This is a genomic window from Sphingosinicellaceae bacterium, assembly GCA_019285715.1.
Taxonomy (GTDB): Bacteria; Pseudomonadota; Alphaproteobacteria; order Sphingomonadales; family Sphingomonadaceae; genus Glacieibacterium.
Genome location: CP079108.1, coordinates 2,551,494 through 2,569,313 on the forward strand (window position 1 = coordinate 2,551,494; position 17,820 = coordinate 2,569,313).

The following is a 17,820-nucleotide window of genomic DNA, read 5'->3' on the forward strand; positions in this document are numbered from 1 at the left end:
CACGTTGCAGGCGGCCGTCCCACTGCGGCAACGGCCTGCCTCTGCGCCAGCCGGCCGACTTGCCACATGCCGGCAACTGGATGCATCCGGCACCACATGAACCCCCTCACCCGCTTCCTGCCGTCCTGGCGCGCGGTTGCCGCCGCGCTCGCGCTGTTCGGCTCCGCCCCCGCCCTCGCGGTGCCCGCGATGTGGCGTGTCCACAGTGGCGCAACCGAGATCATCCTGTTCGGCACCCTCCACGAGCTGCCGCCGGGCGTCCCGTGGTTCAACCGCCGCGTCACCGACCGCGTCGACGCCGCCGATGCGCTGGTGCTCGAGGCCGTGGTTCCCGACGACCCGAGCGTCGTCAGCGGGCTGATCTCCAGGCTCGGCTACTCGCCCAAGGAGCCGAAGCTCGACACACGGGTCGCGCCGTCGAAGCGCGGCAAGCTCGACGCCGCGGTCGCCGCGACGACGCTTTCGATGGACTCGCTCGACCTCATGGAGACGTGGCTGGCGGCGATCGTCGTCGGCGACGCGACATTGGCCAACCTCGGTCTAACAGCGGCCAACGGCGTCGAGGCGACACTGACCGCGAAATTCCGCGCCGCCGGCAAGCCGATCACGCCGCTCGAGACGCTGCAGCAGCAGTTCGGCTATTTCGACACCCTGCCCGAGGCCGACCAGCGCGCCCTGCTCGATGCGACCGTCGACGACATCGCCACCGCCAAGGCCGACACCGACAAGCTGGTGGCCGCGTGGCTGGCGGGCGACACCGAGACCATCGCCGCCGCCTTCAAGGGCGATGCACTTGGCGCGACTCCCGTCGTCGCAAAGGCCCTGATGACCGACCGCAACGCCCGCTGGGCCGACTGGATCAAGGCGCGGCTGCGGGTGCCCGGCAAGCTGTTCGTCGCGGTCGGCGCGGCGCACCTCGCGGGTCCGAATTCGGTGCTGGCGATGCTCAAGGCGCGCGGCATAACCGCCGAGCGGCTGCCCTGAGTTGCGCGCCGTCGCCCGGTCGCCCACTAAGCGAGGCTGAGCAACGGGGGGCGTGATGACGGCACCGACGATCAAGGCGGTCGACGCAGACACGCTCCACGGCCGCCAGCTGCGCTACTACGACTTCCTGATGGCGGCGTTCGTCGCGATCCTGCTGTGCTCCAACCTGATCGGCGCGGCAAAGCAGGCGACATTCCACCTCCCCGTCCTCGGCGACGTGATCTTCGGCGCCGGCATCCTGTTCTTTCCGCTCGGCTATGTGCTCGGCGACGTGATGACCGAGGTCTACGGCTATGCCCGCGCGCGCCGCGTCGTCTGGGTCGGTTTCGCGGCGTCGATCTTCGCGGCCGCGATGGCGTGGGTCGTGGTCGCGATGCCGCCCGCCCCGGGCTGGCCCGACCAGGCCGCCTACCAGACCGCGTTCGGCAACACGCCGCGCATCTTCGCCGCCTCGATCGCGGCGTTCTGGGCGGGGGAGTTCGCCAACTCGTTCGTACTGGCGCGCATGAAAGTGCTGACCAGCGGCCGCTGGCTATGGACCCGGACGATCGGCTCCACGGTCGTCGGCGAGGGCGTTGACAGTATGATCTTCTACCCGCTCGCGTTCCTTGGCGTGTGGAAGACCGCCCTCGTCGTTCAGGTGATGATCACCAACTATCTGCTCAAGGTGCTGTGGGAGGTCGTGCTGACGCCGGTCACCTACCGCATCGTCGCCGCCTTCAAGCGTGCCGAGGGCATCGACGTATTCGACCGCGGCACCGATTTCAGTCCGTTCAGAACGAGGGTTTGAGATGGAGACCGACCTGCCGATCGAAGCCGAGGACAAGCGCCTCAATCGCGGCGTCGCAGCGACCGTGGTGCTGTTCTCGGTGTTCCTCGGCCTGTGCAACATCAAGGACGGCAACATCAACCAGAACATGCAGCAGGCGAAGGCCGATGCGGTCGACACCTGGGGCGAGTATCAGGCCTCGCGCACCAAGCTCCACCTCAGCGAGGGCGAGGCCGACCAATTGGCGGTGCTCGGCCCGCTGGCCAAGGACGGCGCGGCAGTGGCGCGGCAGGAGGCCGTGCTGGCGGCGCGCATCGCCAAGTACAAGACCGAAGGCCCGGCACTGCAGGCCAAGGCCAAGGGCTTCGAAGCTCGGTACGACGAACTGAACTATCACGACGATCAGTTCGACGCGACCGATGCGCTGGTGTCGATCGCGGTGTCGGTGGCGGCGGTGTCGGCGCTGGTCGAAAGCTGGTTGGTGCTGGGCGTGGCGTGGGCGTTCGGCGTCGGCGGGCTGGTGTTCGGGATTGCGGGATTTGCAGGATGGGCGATCCACCCGGATATCCTGTCGCGGTTCCTGGGTTAGCCCGGCCCCGTCGCTGTCATCCCGAACGACTGGCTGTCATCCCCACGCAGGAGGGGACCCATGATCACCGGCTGTCGAGCGTGAGCGGAAACGGCTGAGCTTCACTCGGTGATGCGGTGTTCATGGGTCCCCGCCTGCGCGGGGATGACAGGGATTACGCCGCCCCTACCCCAACGCCGCGACCAGCCCGTCGAACAATCGCCGCCCGTCCGTCCCGCCATGCGCGCCTTCGATCATGCGCTCGGGGTGGGGCATCAGGCCGAGAACGTTGCCCTGGTCGTTGACGATGCCGGCGATGCGCCGGGCGCTGCCGTTGACCTCCTCGGCATAGCGGAACACCACCCGGCCCTCGCCCTCGAGGCGGTCGAGGACGTCGGCATCGGCGGTGTAATTGCCGTCGTGGTGGGCGACGGGGATGCGCAACTGCTCGCCCGCATCGTATTTCGAGGTGAAGCTGGTCTGGCTGTTGGCGACCTCGAGCACGACGTCGCGGCAGACGAAATCGAGGCCGGCGTTGCGCATCAGCGCGCCCGGCAGCAGCCCCGCCTCGGTCAGCACCTGGAAGCCGTTGCAGACGCCGAGCACCGCGACGCCGCGCGACGCCGCCGCGATGACCGCGCGCATCACCGGCGAGCGCGCCGACATCGCGCCTGAGCGCAAATAGTCGCCGTAGGAAAAACCGCCCGGCAGCGCAATCAGGTCGAGGCCATCGGGAAGTTCGGTGTCGCGGTGCCAGACCATCGTCGGCGCGGTGCCGGTGGTTTCGTGCAGCGCGACGGCGAGGTCACGGTCGCAGTTCGATCCGGGGAAGACAACGACGGCGGTCTTCATCCGCCGATCTTCAAAGCTGCCGCGGTCTTCATGCGCCGATCCTCACAAAGTCTCGACGCGGAAGCTTTCGATCACGGTGTTGGCGAGCAATTTGCGCGCCATGTCCTCGATCGTCGCGACGCTGGTGCCGTCGGCGAGGTCGAGCTCGATAACCTTGCCCTGGCGGACTCCGGTAACGCCGTCGAACCCCAGTCCCTCCAGCGCGTGGTGGATGGCGCGGCCCTGCGGGTCGAGGACGCCGGGCTTCAGGGTGACGGTGACTCGGGCCTTCATCCGCGCCCTATGCCCGCCGCGGACCCCAACCTCAAGAGGCGCGCTCTCAATAGGCGTGCTGAGCGATCAGCGCAGCTTCGGTCGCGCACCCCGCTGCATCGGGGGCCTGACCGGCAGCGCGCAGGGCGGCAAGCTCGGCGCGGGCGGCGGCGAAATCGGACTGGTAGTCGAGCGAGGCGCGCACGACGCTGAGGGTGCCGGTCGCGGTCGCGCGCCCGGCCTCGACCGCGCTGGCGTTGTGGACGCCGCAGATCACCCGGCTCTCACCATAGGCCCGCGCACGGGCCTCGATGGCACTGGCACGTTCGGGCATCAGCTCCGCCAGGATCGTCCCCCAGGTCCAGCCCCAGGTCGAGTGGCCCGACGGATAGTCGAAGCTGCCGACCAGTTCCTCAGGCGCCTGGCAGGTCTGGCCGCGGTCGATCTGGTAGGGTCGCAGACGCTTGAAGAAGTCCTTGCCGGTCCCGGAGACGCGCGCCGTATCGCGACCGGCGCGGACGATCAGCAGGGTCAGGCGCGGCGCGGTCTCGCGGGTCAGGACGACGCCCGCGGCGCAGCTGAAGTCGCGCGCCATCGCCGGCACGGTATAGTCGACGTCGCTGGTCGCCAGAGCATAGCGCGCCGTGCCGATCGCCTTGCGGGTCTGCTTGAAGATCTTGCGGTCGGCATCGTAGCGCGGCTCGTGGACGACAGGCGCAGGCTGGATGATCTGCGTGACGTCGACCGCCCCTGCCTTCAGATAGGGTGCCGGCGGCAACGGCGGGGCGACGGTCTGCGAGGCGACCGGGCCGGCGACGATCAACGCGAGCAGGAGGCTTTTCATGGCGTCCGGTCTAGGCCGACCAGACGCCTCTGATCAAGCGGCCGACAAGCCTACTTCCCGCGCGACTTGCGATGCTCGTCGAGGTCGAGAACAGCCCCGACGACACCTTCGGGAAGCAGACCGAGACGACGCGCAACCTCCTGGTAAGCCTCGACTTCGCCGCCGAGGTCGTGGCGGAAGCGGTCCTTGTCCATCTTCTCGTTGGTCTTCATGTCCCACAGGCGGCAGCCGTCTGGGCTGATCTCGTCGGCCAGGATGATGCGGCTGTAGTCGCCCTCGAACAGGCGGCCGAACTCGAGCTTGAAGTCCACCAGCCGGATGCCGACGCCAGCGAACATGCCCGCCATGAAGTCGTTGATGCGGACCGCGAGGTCGGCGATGTCGTGCATCTCCTCCTGCGTCGCCCAGCCGAACGCCGAGATGTGCTCCTCGGTGATCATCGGGTCGCCGAGCGCGTCGTCCTTGTAGTAATATTCGAGGATGGTGCGGGGCAGCGGGGTGCCCTCCTCCATGCCGAGGCGCTTCGCCAGGCTGCCGGCGACAACGTTGCGAACAACGACCTCGACGGGCACGATCTCAACCTGGCGAACGAGTTGCTCGCGCATGTTGAGACGGCGCACGAAGTGGGTCGGGATGCCAATGGTGCCGAGCATCGTGAAAATGTGCTCGGAGATGCGGTTGTTGAGGACGCCCTTGCCGCTGATCGTGCCCTTCTTCTGGGCATTGAACGCAGTGGCATCGTCCTTGAAATACTGGATCAAAGTGCCGGGCTCGGGACCCTCGTAGAGGATCTTGGCCTTGCCCTCGTAGATCTGGCGGCGGCGGGTCATGGGGCGGGAGCCTTCTTCAAATAACAACGCCCCGGCGCGGGCGGGCAGTCGCGCGCGGGCCGGGGCGGGTGGTCCTCCATACATAGCGCGGGGGTGCCCACGTGACAATGTCACGCCACGCTTCGGGACAATGTCACGCCACGGATTGCGCAGGGGCGTTGAACGATGCCCCCCGCCGCTCTATCTGCAGGAGAAGACACGCCCCGAGGAGCCGCATGACTAGCTTCGACAACCGCGAAAAAGCCTTCGAGGACATGTACGCCCATGATGCGGACTTGCGCTTCAAGGTGCTGGCACGGCGCGATAAACTGGTCGGCCTGTGGGCTGCCGGGCAGCTTGGCAAAGGCGAGGCAGACGCGGCCGAGTATGCCAAGACGATCGTCGCCGCCGACCTGATCCACCCCGGCGACGAGGACGTCATCGCCAAGTTGCAGGCCGATCTCGGCAGCCTCGCCACCGACGCCGAGATTCGCGCCCAGCTCCAGACTGCTTTCATCGAGGCCGAGCGCCAGTATCGGGAAGCGGTCTGATGCCTGTTGCCGCAGGTCCGCGCTGATGGCGATGACCGCCGCCGACATTGAGAGCGCGATTCGCGCAGCTCTCCCCGACGCTGTGATCGAGATCACCGATCTGGCGGGCGACGGCGATCATTATGCCGCGCGGGTGGTGTCGACTTCGTTTGCCGGCGTGCCCCGCGTCCGGCAGCACCAGATGGTTTATAATGCGTTGGGTGGACGGATGGGCGGCGTGCTGCACGCACTGCAGCTGACCACCGCAACGCCGGTTTAGGAGTGATGACGATGGCTGGAGTAAGCACGATGGTAGACGACCAGGCCCAGGCGCGGATCGGCGCGCTTGTCGGATCGAACGACGTGGTGCTGTTCATGAAGGGTACGCCGATCTTCCCCCAGTGCGGCTTTTCGTCGACCGCGGTCCAGATCCTCGAGGAGCTGAACGTCGCTTTCGAAGGCGTCGATGTGCTGCGCGATCCGGCCGTCCGCGCCGGCGTGAAGGTTTTCTCGGACTGGCCGACCGTGCCCCAGCTTTACGTCAAGGGCGAGTTCGTCGGCGGCTCCGACATCATGATGGAAATGTACCGCTCGGGTGAGCTCGAGACCCTGATGACCGAGAAGGGCGTGGCCAAGGCCGCCTGAACGGGCGCCGGGGGCAGTCTATGGCAGGTTTGAGCGTCGTGGGCGTCTGGCGGGAGACGCGCGCCGTCGTCGCACGTCATCGCGGTGCGCTGATGACGCTGGGGGCCGCGACCGTGTTCCTGCCCAATGCGGCACTGCGCCTGCTCGCACCCGCGGTTGCCAGCCCGAGCTTCGACCCGGCGCGCCCGGTACAGGTCCCGCAGGGCTTCTGGCTGATGGTGATCATGGTGATCATGCTACAGTTCATCGGGGTCTTCGCGGTCGCCGCGATCACCGCCGACGCTCGCGAAGGCGGCGGCCGGACGCTCGGCCAGACGCTCGCTGCAGCGATACCGGCGCTGGGCAAGTTCCTGGTCGCGCTGCTGGTCTTCTTCGGGGTGTATTTCGTCGGTTCGATCGTCTTCGGCCTGCTCCTCGCGATCATCGTCGCGATTTGGAGCGTCGCCTCGCCGGGCCTGCTGGCGGGGGCCAAGGCCGGTCAACCGCCGCTCGCGCTGGCGGTCCTGATCCTCGCGTTCTTCGTGCCCCTGATGATCTGGCTGTGGGCCCGCCTGGCGCCGCTGGTCGGCGTCTACCTGCGTGAGCCGCTTGGCGTCGTCCCCGGCATCCGGCGCGCCTGGAGGCTGTCGCGGCCCGCCGTGCGGCCCCTCGTGGGGCTGGTTATCACCTACATCGTCGCCGCCTTCGCGATCGGCGCGGTGCAGGTCGGTGCCGCCAGCGACGTCGGCATCGTCAGTATCGTCGTCAACCTGCTGTTCGCCGCGCTCAGCGCCGTGATCTTCGTCTACGGAGCGGCGGGTACGGGCATCGTCTACCGCGAGCTTGCCGGGTAAGGTGCCTTCGGGTCGGGGCGTCGTCCTTGCGCCATCGTTGGGTTTCGGCGCCATCCTAGAGTCGCGCCGTCGGGGCGCACGCCATCGTGGCTCCATTGTCATCCCCGGCCACATTGTCATGCCGGGCCCGATTGTCATCCCGGGCTTGACCCGGGACCCAGCTAACCACTGAGTCCGAGCGCTGGGTGAGCTGGGTCCCAGTTCAAGCCCGGGATGACAATGGGGCCGGTCGCCCTATCCTACATCTCACCGATCTGGTACAATTACCCCGTGCCGAACCTGTCGTCACGCGGTCTTTCTCATCGTCGAAGAGCAGCACGTCGCGCGTCCACCCCTACGCCCGACACCCACGCGACCGAATTCGCAAGACGCGCCAGGGTGTAAACTCTGACAACTCTCGCTCTTGCTCAGTCCCTCGCCGCGCCGCGTAAACTCGCTCCTAATCCCACTTCGCCAGCGGCGGCAGGCTCATCAGGATCGCCTCGGTATTGCCGCCGGTCTTCAGCCCGAAGGTCGTGCCGCGGTCGTAGACGAGGTTGAATTCCGCATAGAGGCCCCGATAGCGCAGCTGGGCGTCGCGTTCGGCTTCGGTGAACGGCGCATGCATGTGCCGCCGGACGATCTCCGGGAACTTCGCCAACAATGTCCGACCCACGTCCTGGGTGAAAGCGAAGTCGGCCTCCCAGTCGTCGCCGAGATAGTCGTAGAAAATTCCGCCGACTCCGCGGTGCTTGTTCCGATGCGGGACCCAGAAATACTCGTCGCACCATTTCGAGAATCGCGCCCAATAGTCGCTGCCGTGGGCATCGCAGGTCGCCTCGAACGCCGCCTTGAAGTCGCGCGTATCGGCCTCGACCGGGAGCGCAGGGTTGAGGTCGGCGCCGCCCCCGAACCAGCGCTTGGTGGTCACCAGGAAGCGCGTGTTCATGTGGACCGCCGGGACGTGCGGATTGGCCATGTGCGCGACCAGGCTGATCCCCGTGGCAAAGAATCGCGGGTCCTCGGTCGCGCCGGGAATCGCCTTGGCGAACTCGGGCGAGAAAGTGCCGTGGACGGTCGAGGTGTTGACCCCGACCTTCTCGAACACGCGGCCCTTCATCACCGACATGACGCCGCCGCCGCCCGGAACACCGCTCGGATCGGGCCGCTCCCAGGCGCTCTGCGCGAATCGCCCGGCCGGTGCGAGGCCGTCGCCCTCGTCCTCGAGCGTCTCGAAGGCCGCGCAGATCTGGTCGCGCAGCGACTGGAACCATGCCTGGGCGCGTAACTGTTGTGCATCGAATTCGGTCATGTCCCGCTCATGCCGGGCGGCGATAAGCTCGGCAACCCGCACCCGCGCCAAAATGCCCGTTGCGCTGCAGCACCTCGGGAGGCTAACAGCCCTGCAACAATTGCGTGAGAGTTCGAACCCGCATGGCCACCCAGCCGCACGACGACAATCTGACGGATACCGGCGAGCGTCGCCGCGACTTCATCTATATCGCGACGGGAGCCTTCGCGGCTGCCGGCGCGGCCGCCGTGGCGTGGCCGCTGGTCAACCAGATGAACCCTTCCGCCGACGTTCTCGCACTGGCCCAGATCGACGTCGACATCTCGTCGATCGTCCCCGGCCAGGCGATCAAGGTTAGCTGGCGCGGCAAGCCGGTGTTCGTGCGCAACCTGACGCCGAAGGAAATCGCCGAGGCGAACGCGGTGAATATCAGCACCCTGCGCGACCCGCAGACGCTGGCGCAGCGCACCAAGGCGGGCCACAACAACTGGCTGATCACGCTGGGCGTCTGCACCCACCTCGGCTGCGTGCCGCTGGGCGCCGGCGAAGGCGAGAACCGCGGTGATTTCGGCGGGTATTTCTGCCCGTGCCACGGCTCGACCTACGACACTGCAGCGCGTATCCGCAAAGGCCCGGCACCGAAGAACCTCGAAGTGCCGGACTACGCCTTCAAGACCCCCACCCAAGTCACCATCGGTTGAGGCACGTAGCATGAGCTTCCCCTGGGCACGCCACTACGAGCCGACCACCGCCTTCGGCAAATACGTCGACAGCCGCCTGCCGCTGCCGCGCCTCGTCTATGACAGCGTCGGCGCGGGCTATCCGGTGCCGAAGAACCTGAATTATTTCTATAACTTCGGCGTTCTCGCCGGGGTCGCGCTGGTGCTGCAGATCATCACCGGCATCGTGCTGGCGATGCATTACGCCGCCAACACCCAGGTCGCTTTCGACAGCGTCGAGCACATCATGCGCGACGTCAACGGCGGCTGGATGATGCGCTACATGCACGCCACCGGCGCCAGTTTCTTCTTCGTCGCGGTCTACATCCACATCTTCCGTGGCCTGTTCTATGGCTCGTACAAGCCGCCGCGCGAGGTGCTGTGGCTGCTCGGCCTCGTCATCTTCCTGTTGATGATGGCGACCGCGTTCATGGGTTATGTGCTGGTCTGGGGGCAGATGAGCTTCTGGGGCGCGACCGTTATCACCAACCTGTTCTCGGCGATCCCGCTGGTCGGTGACGTCATCCACACCTGGCTGCTGGGTGGCTTTTCGCCGGATAACGCGACCCTGAACCGCTTCTTCTCGCTGCACTATCTGCTGCCGTTCGTCATCCTCGGGGTCGTCATCCTGCACGTCTGGGCTCTGCACATCCCGGGCTCGAACAACCCGACCGGCATCGACGTCAAGGGTCCGCAGGACACCGTGCCGTTTCACCCTTATTATACCGCCAAGGACTTCTTCGGCCTGTGCGTCTACCTGACGCTGTTCGCTGCGGTGGTGTTCTTCGCCCCGAACGCGCTCGGCGAGGCCGACAACTACATCCCGGCCAACCCGCTCTCGACCCCGGCGCACATCGTCCCGGAATGGTATTTCTGGCCATTCTACGCGATCCTCCGCGCCTTCACCGTCGACTTCGCTTTCGTGCCCGCCAAGCTGTGGGGCGTGCTGGCGATGTTCTCGGCCATCCTGCTGCTGTTCTTCCTGCCGTGGCTCGACACATCGCCGGTCAAGTCGAACAACTACCGGCCGATGGCCAAGATCGCCTTCTGGATCTTCGTCGTCGACGTCATCATCCTGGGCGTCTGCGGTGGCAAGCCTGCGGAGGAGCCGTGGGTGCGCCTCAGCCAGTTCGCGTCAGCCTATTACTTCGCGCACTTCCTCATCATCCTGCCGATCATCAGCCGGATCGAGACGCCGCTGCCGCTCCCGAATTCGATCTCGGAAGCCGTGCTCAAGCATCACACCAATCTCGGCGCGCCAGCGGCTCAGCAGCTGCCCGGTGCCGGGATCGCCGAGCTGCCGCCCACCGGCCACGCGCAGCCGGCCGAATAAGGGGCAACGACACATGGTCCGCCTGATCGCCGCTTTCGTCGGCATCGTCTTCTGCGCCGCGCTGTTCCTCGCCGCCTTCACCCCGCGTGACGCGGTGACGCCGGACCCGGTGAAGAAATATCATCTGGAACCGAAGGAGGTTTCGTTCAGCTTCGACAACCCGGTGGTCGGCACCTACAACCGGGCACAGCTGCAGCGCGGCTTCCAGGTGTACAAGGAAGTCTGCTCGGCCTGCCACAGCCTCAACCGTATCGCGTTCCGCAATCTCGCGGAGCTCGGCTTCACGGTTCCTGAGGTCAAGGCACTGGCGAAGGGCTATGACATCCCCTCGCTCGACGACAAGACCGGTGAAGCGAACACCCGCAAGGGCCTGCCCAGCGACCACTTCCCGCCGCCGTTCCCGAACGAGATCGCCGCGCGTGCCGCCAACAACAACGCGCTGCCGCCGGACTTCTCGCTGCTGGCCAAGGCGCGTGAGGGCGGTGCACACTACATCCATGCGCTGATTACCGGTTACCGGGACGCACCCGCTGACTGGAAGGTGCCCGACGGCCTGTACTACAACCCGTATTTCCGCAGTCTCAACATCGCGATGCCGCCGCCCCTGGCCGCCGACCAGATCACCTATGCCGACGGCACCAAGGCGACGCTCGACCAGGAAGCCACCGACGTCGCAGCATTCATGATGTGGGCTGCCGAGCCGAAGCTCGAGGCGCGCCACCGCACCGGGCTCGGAGTGATCATCTTCCTGATCGTGCTCACGGGCTTGGCCTACATGACCTACAGCCGGGTCTGGGCGGACGTGAAGGGCAAGAAGACTGCGACCCCCAGCGGAACCGAGCCTGTCCCGCATCATTGATGCAATGGTCGACGGTGCGCCGGTGGACACACGCTGGCGAAAGTGACAGCATCGTCGACGGTTCAACGCCGGAGGGACGCCATGACCCGCACGCTCGCTTTCGCCGCCGCATTCGCCGTCGCGCTCGGGGGCATGTCCGCCCCGGCGATTGCCGCGCCCTGCAAGGACGCCAAGGGCAAGTTCATGAAGTGCCCGCCCGCTCCAGCTGCGCGATGCCGCAAGGACGGCAAGTTCGCCAAGTGCGGCACGCCCGGCGCGGTCCCTGTGGCCGCCAAGAAGTGAGGCGATGAGCGAGGCGGCGGGCGGGACCGCGAACGCCGACCTCGCCGCGCTCATCCGGACGATCCCCGACTATCCCAAGCCCGGGATCCAGTTCCGCGACATCACCACTCTGCTGCTCGATGGCGCAGGCTTCAACGCATCCGTCGAGCGCCTGGCGGCGGCGACCAGCCATCTCCGGCCGACACTGGTCGCCGGTATTGAAGCTCGCGGGTTCGTCTTCGGGGCCGCGCTGGCGCAGCGCCTTGGCTGCGGGCTGCTGCTGATCCGCAAGCAGAACAAGCTGCCGGGCGCGGTGCTCGGGATCAACTACGCGCTCGAATACGGCCACGACCGCATCGAGATGCACGCCGATGCCTGCGCACAAGGTGCGCGCGTCCTTATCGTTGACGACCTGATCGCGACGGGCGGTACCGCGCTGGCGACGGTCGCGCTGCTCAGGCAGGCACAAGCCGAGGTTCTCGGAGCCGCCTTCGTGATCGATCTGCCGGAACTGGGCGGCGCCGAACGGCTGCGCCAGGCCGGGGTCGAGGTCAGTACGCTGGTCTCGTTCGAAGGCGACTGAACCTATTAGCGACGCCGTGCCGCGCGCACGATCTCGGCACTCGACAGCAGCATCGCCGACACCATGGCGCCGATCGCCAGTAGTCCGGCCGGCGTGATCTGGACCCGCACCGAGACCCTCATTGCCCGGCCCAGCCGCCAGTCGACGCGCCCCGTCTGCACGGTGTCCAGCACCCCAGCCCTCGGACTCCGCGGCTTGAGTTCGCGCCCCGTCATACGTTGAATCGGAAGTTCAGGATGTCGCCGTCCGCAACGACATACTCCTTGCCCTCGGAGCGAAAGCGCCCGTGGTCGCGGGCGCCAGCCTCGCCCTTGAACTCGATATAGTCCGCGTAAGCGATCGTCTCGGCGCGGATGAAGCCTTTCTCGAAGTCCGAATGGATCGCACCCGCGGCCTGCGGGGCGCGCGAGCCGGCGGGAACCGTCCAGGCGCGGGTCTCCTTCGGGCCGACGGTGAAGAACGTCAGCAGCCCGAGCAGATCGTATCCGGCGCGGACGACGCGGGCGAGGCCGGTCTCGGTCAGTCCCAGTTCGGCGAGGAAGTCGGGGCGGTCGGCGGGGTCCATCTGGGCGATCTCGCTCTCGATCGCGGCGGAGATAACGACTGCCGCTGCACCCTGAGCCTTGGCCATGGCAGCGACCTTGTCGGACAGCGCGTTGCCCTTGGCCGCCGACGCCTCCTCGACGTTGCAGACATAAAGCACCGGCTTGGCAGTCAGCAGCTGCGCCTGGTCGAGCGCGCGCTGCTCCTCCTCGTCGGTGGGAACCGTCAGGCGCGCCGGCTTGCCGTCGCGGAGCAGGTCGAGCGCGCGTCCAAGCACGGCGGCCGCGATCTTGGCTTCCTTGTCGCCCTGCATCCCCTTCTTGGCGAGCGCCGGCACGCGCTTCTCGAGGCTCTCAAGATCGCTGAGCATGAGCTCGGTGTCGACCGTCTCGGCGTCGGAGATCGGGTCGATCTTGCCTTCGACATGGGTGACGTCGTCGTCGATGAAGCAGCGCAGGACGTGGACGATGGCATCGGTCTCGCGGATATTGCCGAGGAACTGGTTGCCCAGCCCCTCCCCCTTGGACGCGCCGCGCACCAGGCCGGCGATGTCGGTGAAGCCGAGTTGGGTCTCGATGATCTTGGCCGAGCCGGCGATCTTCGCCAGCGGCGCCAGGCGTGGGTCAGGCACCGGCACGTTACCGACGTTGGGCTCGATCGTGCAGAACGGATAGTTAGCCGCCGCCGCCGAGGCTGTCTCGGTCAAAGCGTTGAACAGCGTGGACTTGCCGACGTTCGGCAGCCCGACGATCCCGCAGCGGAAGCCCATGCTCGTTCCTTCTGTCTGCCCCCTCCCCTTCAGGGGAGGGGCGAGAGACGCTGCCCTTGCAGCGGCCCGGGGGTGGGTCTCGCTTATCCGGCGCAGAAGGCCCACCCCCGGGCCGGCTGCGCCGTCTCTCGGACCCTCCCCTGAAGGGGAGGGTAAGTTAGTCGGCCGTCCGCCGCGCGACCTCGTTCATGAACCGCGCATCGTCGCCGGTCACCAGCCACGGCATCTCCGCCGCGACCGCGCCGAGCATGTCGGCCAGCCAGTCCTGCTCGACCTTGGCGAAGTTCGAAAGAACGTGGCCGAGCACCCGGTCCTTGTGCCCCGGGTGGCCGATGCCGAGGCGGACCCGGCGATACTCCGGCCCGACATGCGAGTCGATCGAGCGGATGCCGTTGTGGCCCGCTGCACCGCCGGCGGTCTTGGCCCGGACCTTGCCGGGCGCGAGGTCGAGCTCGTCGTAGAACACCGTGAGTGCGTCCGGCCCGAGCTTGTAGAAGCGTAGCGCTTCACCCACCGACCGACCGCTGTCGTTCATGAAAGTCGCGGGCTTGAGCAGCAGCAATTTCTCGCTGCCGATGCGCCCCTCCGCGACCAGGCCCTGGAAACGCACGCGCCACGGGTCGAAGCGGTACAGGTCGTGGGCCGTGTCGACCGCCATGAAGCCGACGTTGTGCCGGTGCAGCGCGTAGGACGCGCCCGGGTTGCCGAGGCCGGCGAAGATCTGCATCTGCGCCAGCCCCAGAGAACGCTCTACTCGGACTTCTCGGCTTCAGCCTCGGCGGTCGAGGCGGCCGAAGCAGCAGCGGCGATCTCCTCGTCGGCGGCGGCGTCTGCGCTCTGCAGGGCCGACGGCGCAACCACCGTCGCGATGGTGAAGTCGCGGTCGCTGATCACCGGCGTGACGCCGGCCGGCAGGGTGATCGCCGAGATGTGGATCGAATCGCCGATGTCGAGACCGGCCAGCGAGAACTCGAGCTGGTCGGGGATCGAGTCGGACGGGCAGTTGAGCTCGACCTCGTGGCGGACGATGTTGAGCGTGCCGCCGCGCTTCATGCCCGGCGACTTGTCTTCGTCGCTGAAGTGCACGGGCACCTCGACGGCGATCGTCGCACCGGCGGCAAGGCGCAGGAAATCGACGTGGATGGGGCGGTCGCTGACGACGTTGAACTGGACGTCGCGCGGCAGGGTGCGGTGCTTGGCACCGTCCAGCTCGAGCTCGACGACCGAGTTCATGAAGTGCCCAGTGTGGAGGAGCTTGGTCAGCTCCTTCAAGGGCACGTGGATGATGACCGGGGTCTGTTTGTCACCGTAGATGACGGCGGGTACACGACCGGATAGACGCACGGCACGAGAGGCTCCCTTGCCTGCCCGATCGCGCACCACGGCCGCGAGTTGCATCGCTTCGCTCATGTTGCTGCTCCTGAGATACCGTGCGCCTCCAGGGATGCGGGCACGGGAAGCGGGCCTATAGTGGCCGGGAACGCGAAAGGCAACCCGCCGCTCCGTGTTCTCCGAATGTTCTAGCCGTGCTACACAGTCAGTATGGACGAGTCGCCGCCCCTTCGCTGGCTGTATTTCGATCTCAACAGCTATTTCGCGAGTGTCGAGCAGCAGCTCCAGCCCGAACTCCGCGGGCGGCCGATCGCGGTTGCCGCGGTCCACACCGACTCAACTGCGGCGATTGCCGCGAGCTATGAAGCGAAAGCCTTCGGCATCAAGACCGGTACGCCGATCTGGCAGGCCAAGGCGATGTGCCGCGACCTCGTCGTCGTGCCAGCGCGCCACGAGGCGTATGTGCGCTTCCACCACGACATCATCGCCGAGATCCAGACCCATATTCCGGTCACCGCGGTCTGCTCGATCGACGAGGTCGCGTGCCGCCTGATGGACAACGAGAACCGCCGCGACCAGGTCGAAGCCCTCGCCTACCGGATCAAGGCCGGGGTCGCGGCCAACGTCGGGATCTGCCTGAAGTCCTCGATCGGCGTCGCGCCGAACCGCCTGCTCGCCAAGATCGCCAGCGACATGATGAAGCCCGACGGGCTGACCGTGCTCGATGCTGGCAACCGCCACGAGCGGCTGTGCTCGCTCAGCCCGGGCGACATTCCCGGCGTGGGACGCAACATGGAGAAGCGGCTCGCGGCGAAGGGCGTCGTTGACATGGCGCGCATCCTGTCGCTGTCCCCGCGCGAGGCGCACGAGGTCTGGGGCAACGTCTGGGGCGAGCGGCTGTACTGGCTGCTGCGCGGTGCCGACCTGCCCGAGCGCGCCGTCCAGCGCCGCACCATCGGCCACAGCCACGTCCTCGGCCCCGAGAAGCGCAGCCCCGACCGCGCCCGGCTGGTCGCGCGCCGCCTGCTGATGAAGGCCGCGACCCGCCTGCGCCGGATGGAGTGCCGGACCTCGCTGGTCGTGCTCACCGTCAAGGGCGAGGACAAGACCAAGTGGTCGCACGGGCAGCGGCTGGTCGCGGCCCAGGACAGTTTCACCCTGCTCGACGCGCTCGATGGCCTGTGGACCCGGATGCTCGGCGAAATGTCCGAAAACCGCTATCGGCAGGTCTCCGTCACTTTCCTCGAACTGAGCCCCGCCAGCGAGGCACAGCTGTCGCTGTTCGACGCCGGCACCAGCATCAGCGCCGCCACCGAGGCCAAGCGCCTGTCGCTGAGCCGCGCACTCGACAAGGCCAATTCGCGCTGGGGGCGGGATGCGGTGACGGTCGGCCACGATGCCTACGGTGCGACGCGCTCGTCGGGGCCGAAAATCGCTTTCACGCGGATCCCGGAACTGGCGGAGTTCAGCGAGTGAGGGTTCAGGCCATCGCGCGGACGGTGACCTCGAGCTCTCGCCCCGCCACTGTGAGCAAGTTGAACGACGGCCGCGTCGCGCGCGTGCGCTCCGACAGCGTGCCCGCGCCGATCAGGCGGACGGGACGAGCGCCGCCTTCCCACAGCCGGTCGAATGGGTCGTGGACATGGCCGGTGCAGACCGCATCGGCCCCGGCGGCGGCAAGCACCTCGAGCGCTGCCGCTCCACCCCGCGTCCGGCCCGAGCTGCGGGTGCCCTGGTCGATCAGGGGGTGGTGGCAGGTGACGAGCGCGAGCTTCGCCGGGTCGCGTTGCTTCAGCCCCGCCAACGCCGCCGCCAGCGTCGTGCTGCCGACACGCCCGAGCGACCAGTTGCGCCGCAGCTGCACCCGCGCCGTGGTCTTGAGCGACACCAGTGTCACGTCCGACAGTTCGAGGGGCTTGTGATAGCGCGCGATCACGGCCCGCATCCGGGCGTAGGGATCGAGCAGGCGCAGCAGCGGGCGATAGACCGGGAGGTCGTGGTTTCCGGGCTCGACCCGGATCGGCACCAACAGGCTGTCGAGCCAGTCGCAGCAGGCAGCGAACTCGCTGCGGCGGGCGGATGCGGTCAGGTCGCCGGTGAGCAGCACGAGGTCGGGGCGCTCGGCGGCGACGGTGGCAGCGAACCACAACAAGGCGTCGCGGTCCTCGGTGCCGAAATGGACGTCCGAGACGTGGAAGATGCGCGTCATTCGGCGGGGGCCGTGGCAAGAAAGGCGAGACGGGTCTGGCCGTGGCGGATGCAGGCGGGTGTCTCGAGCTTGGCCGGTTCGCCGTCGAAGAGCGCACGCACGAAGCGGTGACCGACGAGCGTCACCTCCGCCCCTTCCGCGACGCTGACGCCGGCGTCGCTCCGCCAGTCGCCGAGCAGCCAGTTCCAGCCGAGGCGGATCGCGTCGCTGACCCCGGCGGTGCTGATCGTCGCATAGTCGAGGCCCTCCGTGCGCGGCGTAACGATGACCGCGCGGTGGTGACCGGGCGCTCCGGCGACGCGGATTGTGCGCCCGAACGAGCGCGCCCAGGCAATGCGCGCGGCCCGGATGGCGCGGGCGAACCGCCCCTTGCGGACACCCTCGCGGGCATGAACCCAAGACGCCGCCGGGCCGAGGATGACGCCGACCAGCGCGGTGCGTCCTTCTGCGTTGGCGGTCGGCGGATGGACGAGTGTCGCGCCTGCGGCAGCCTGCACGATTGCCTCGCGTGCCGCGTCACCGTGGAGCGCTTTGGCGAGCCCGTTCATCGTCCCGCCGGGCAGCACGAGGCACTGACCACCCCAGTCGCCAGTGGCGACGACCGCCGCGTTTATGGTCCCATCACCGGCGCAGATCATCAGCGTGTCTGCCCTGGCGGCATCGAGCCGGGACGCATCTGGCAGCGGCTCGTCGGGAAAGTCGGTCTTGCCGACGACTTCTGCGCCTTGCCCGGCGAGCGCCGCCGCCATCCAGTCCAGTCCATCCGCCTCGGTCGAGCCGGAACCGGCATTGGCCACCAGCCAGGCGCGTCGGATGGGAGCAGCGGCGGTCATTGCGCGGGCAAGCGCTTGGTCAC

24 protein-coding genes are annotated in these 17,820 nt (G+C 67.4%); 13 read left to right on the top strand and 11 right to left on the bottom strand.

Features of this window, described 5'->3' with window-relative positions:
* The first annotated feature begins 96 nt into the window (after positions 1 to 96).
* Genes KX816_11920 through KX816_11930 form a run of 3 tightly spaced genes read left to right on the top strand, consistent with a single transcriptional unit; the run spans position 97 to position 2,342 of the window.
* Complete coding sequence (locus KX816_11920) at positions 97 to 984, top strand: TraB/GumN family protein (GenBank protein QXQ04995.1); 888 nt, start codon at positions 97 to 99, stop codon at positions 982 to 984.
* 55 nt (positions 985 to 1,039) lie between these two features.
* Positions 1,040 to 1,774, top strand: coding sequence for a queuosine precursor transporter (locus KX816_11925; GenBank protein QXQ04996.1), 735 nt, complete (start codon positions 1,040 to 1,042; stop codon positions 1,772 to 1,774).
* A 1-nt stretch (position 1,775) separates the two neighbouring features.
* Positions 1,776 to 2,342 (top strand): DUF4337 domain-containing protein, encoded by a 567-nt coding sequence (locus KX816_11930; GenBank protein ID QXQ04997.1) that lies wholly within the window; start codon positions 1,776 to 1,778, stop codon positions 2,340 to 2,342.
* 165 nt (positions 2,343 to 2,507) lie between these two features.
* On the opposite strand, the gene purQ is transcribed toward KX816_11930, so the two are convergent.
* From purQ to KX816_11950, 4 genes are read right to left on the bottom strand one after another with little or no spacing between them, the layout of a single operon-like run.
* Complete coding sequence (gene purQ / locus KX816_11935) at positions 2,508 to 3,173, bottom strand: phosphoribosylformylglycinamidine synthase subunit PurQ (protein ID QXQ04998.1); 666 nt, start codon at positions 3,171 to 3,173, stop codon at positions 2,508 to 2,510.
* A 42-nt stretch (positions 3,174 to 3,215) separates the two neighbouring features.
* Positions 3,216 to 3,446 (bottom strand): phosphoribosylformylglycinamidine synthase subunit PurS, encoded by a 231-nt coding sequence (gene purS, locus KX816_11940; GenBank protein ID QXQ04999.1) that lies wholly within the window; start codon positions 3,444 to 3,446, stop codon positions 3,216 to 3,218.
* Between the two features lie 46 nt (positions 3,447 to 3,492).
* Complete coding sequence (locus KX816_11945; protein ID QXQ05000.1) at positions 3,493 to 4,269, bottom strand: phosphatase PAP2 family protein; 777 nt, start codon at positions 4,267 to 4,269, stop codon at positions 3,493 to 3,495.
* A gap of 50 nt (positions 4,270 to 4,319) precedes the next feature.
* Positions 4,320 to 5,099 (bottom strand): phosphoribosylaminoimidazolesuccinocarboxamide synthase, encoded by a 780-nt coding sequence (locus KX816_11950; protein QXQ05001.1) that lies wholly within the window; start codon positions 5,097 to 5,099, stop codon positions 4,320 to 4,322.
* 215 nt (positions 5,100 to 5,314) lie between these two features.
* On the opposite strand from KX816_11950, the gene KX816_11955 reads away from it, so the two are divergent.
* From KX816_11955 to KX816_11970, 4 genes are read left to right on the top strand one after another with little or no spacing between them, the layout of a single operon-like run.
* The gene (locus KX816_11955; protein QXQ05002.1) at positions 5,315 to 5,629 is read left to right on the top strand and encodes a DUF1476 domain-containing protein; all 315 of its coding nucleotides are present in this window, start codon (positions 5,315 to 5,317) and stop codon (positions 5,627 to 5,629) included.
* A gap of 25 nt (positions 5,630 to 5,654) precedes the next feature.
* Positions 5,655 to 5,888 carry a BolA family transcriptional regulator gene (locus KX816_11960; protein QXQ05003.1) on the top strand — a complete coding sequence of 78 codons (234 nt, stop codon included), beginning with the start codon at positions 5,655 to 5,657 and terminating at the stop codon, positions 5,886 to 5,888.
* 29 nt (positions 5,889 to 5,917) lie between these two features.
* Positions 5,918 to 6,253, top strand: a complete 336-nt coding sequence (grxD, locus tag KX816_11965; protein ID QXQ05004.1) for a Grx4 family monothiol glutaredoxin — start codon at positions 5,918 to 5,920, stop codon at positions 6,251 to 6,253.
* Positions 6,254 to 6,273: 20 nt separating this feature from the next.
* Positions 6,274 to 7,086: a hypothetical protein gene (locus KX816_11970; GenBank protein QXQ05005.1), complete on the top strand. Its 813-nt coding sequence runs from the start codon at positions 6,274 to 6,276 to the stop codon at positions 7,084 to 7,086.
* 439 nt (positions 7,087 to 7,525) lie between these two features.
* On the opposite strand, the gene hemF is transcribed toward KX816_11970, so the two are convergent.
* Positions 7,526 to 8,377 carry an oxygen-dependent coproporphyrinogen oxidase gene (gene hemF / locus KX816_11975; GenBank protein ID QXQ05006.1) on the bottom strand — a complete coding sequence of 284 codons (852 nt, stop codon included), beginning with the start codon at positions 8,375 to 8,377 and terminating at the stop codon, positions 7,526 to 7,528.
* A 122-nt stretch (positions 8,378 to 8,499) separates the two neighbouring features.
* Here hemF and petA point away from each other — a divergent pair, with 122 nt between their 5' ends.
* From petA to KX816_12000, 5 genes are all read left to right on the top strand, one after another.
* The gene (gene petA, locus KX816_11980) at positions 8,500 to 9,057 is read left to right on the top strand and encodes a ubiquinol-cytochrome c reductase iron-sulfur subunit (GenBank protein QXQ05007.1); all 558 of its coding nucleotides are present in this window, start codon (positions 8,500 to 8,502) and stop codon (positions 9,055 to 9,057) included.
* A 10-nt stretch (positions 9,058 to 9,067) separates the two neighbouring features.
* Positions 9,068 to 10,408 (top strand): cytochrome b/b6, encoded by a 1,341-nt coding sequence (locus tag KX816_11985; GenBank protein ID QXQ05008.1) that lies wholly within the window; start codon positions 9,068 to 9,070, stop codon positions 10,406 to 10,408.
* 13 nt (positions 10,409 to 10,421) lie between these two features.
* Positions 10,422 to 11,267 (top strand): cytochrome c1, encoded by an 846-nt coding sequence (locus KX816_11990; protein ID QXQ05009.1) that lies wholly within the window; start codon positions 10,422 to 10,424, stop codon positions 11,265 to 11,267.
* Positions 11,268 to 11,348: 81 nt separating this feature from the next.
* Positions 11,349 to 11,549, top strand: a complete 201-nt coding sequence (locus tag KX816_11995) for a hypothetical protein (protein ID QXQ05010.1) — start codon at positions 11,349 to 11,351, stop codon at positions 11,547 to 11,549.
* Between the two features lie 4 nt (positions 11,550 to 11,553).
* Complete coding sequence (locus KX816_12000; GenBank protein QXQ05011.1) at positions 11,554 to 12,111, top strand: adenine phosphoribosyltransferase; 558 nt, start codon at positions 11,554 to 11,556, stop codon at positions 12,109 to 12,111.
* A gap of 5 nt (positions 12,112 to 12,116) precedes the next feature.
* Here the strand turns inward: KX816_12000 and KX816_12005 are convergent, their stop codons facing one another.
* From KX816_12005 to KX816_12020, 4 genes are all read right to left on the bottom strand, one after another.
* The gene (locus KX816_12005; protein QXQ08718.1) at positions 12,117 to 12,272 is read right to left on the bottom strand and encodes a hypothetical protein; all 156 of its coding nucleotides are present in this window, start codon (positions 12,270 to 12,272) and stop codon (positions 12,117 to 12,119) included.
* 50 nt (positions 12,273 to 12,322) lie between these two features.
* Positions 12,323 to 13,423 (bottom strand): redox-regulated ATPase YchF, encoded by a 1,101-nt coding sequence (ychF, locus tag KX816_12010; protein QXQ05012.1) that lies wholly within the window; start codon positions 13,421 to 13,423, stop codon positions 12,323 to 12,325.
* A 157-nt stretch (positions 13,424 to 13,580) separates the two neighbouring features.
* Positions 13,581 to 14,150 carry an aminoacyl-tRNA hydrolase gene (pth, locus tag KX816_12015; GenBank protein QXQ05013.1) on the bottom strand — a complete coding sequence of 190 codons (570 nt, stop codon included), beginning with the start codon at positions 14,148 to 14,150 and terminating at the stop codon, positions 13,581 to 13,583.
* A gap of 23 nt (positions 14,151 to 14,173) precedes the next feature.
* Positions 14,174 to 14,833, bottom strand: coding sequence for a 50S ribosomal protein L25/general stress protein Ctc (locus tag KX816_12020; protein ID QXQ05014.1), 660 nt, complete (start codon positions 14,831 to 14,833; stop codon positions 14,174 to 14,176).
* 132 nt (positions 14,834 to 14,965) lie between these two features.
* Here KX816_12020 and KX816_12025 point away from each other — a divergent pair, with 132 nt between their 5' ends.
* Positions 14,966 to 16,231, top strand: coding sequence for a type VI secretion protein ImpB (locus tag KX816_12025; GenBank protein QXQ05015.1), 1,266 nt, complete (start codon positions 14,966 to 14,968; stop codon positions 16,229 to 16,231).
* A gap of 4 nt (positions 16,232 to 16,235) precedes the next feature.
* On the opposite strand, the gene KX816_12030 is transcribed toward KX816_12025, so the two are convergent.
* Positions 16,236 to 16,964: a metallophosphoesterase gene (locus KX816_12030; protein ID QXQ05016.1), complete on the bottom strand. Its 729-nt coding sequence runs from the start codon at positions 16,962 to 16,964 to the stop codon at positions 16,236 to 16,238.
* The gene (locus KX816_12035) at positions 16,961 to 17,797 is read right to left on the bottom strand and encodes an acylglycerol kinase family protein (protein QXQ05017.1); all 837 of its coding nucleotides are present in this window, start codon (positions 17,795 to 17,797) and stop codon (positions 16,961 to 16,963) included. Before KX816_12035 ends, KX816_12030 begins: the two co-directional genes overlap by 4 nt.
* Between the last annotated feature and the right edge of the window lie 23 nt (positions 17,798 to 17,820).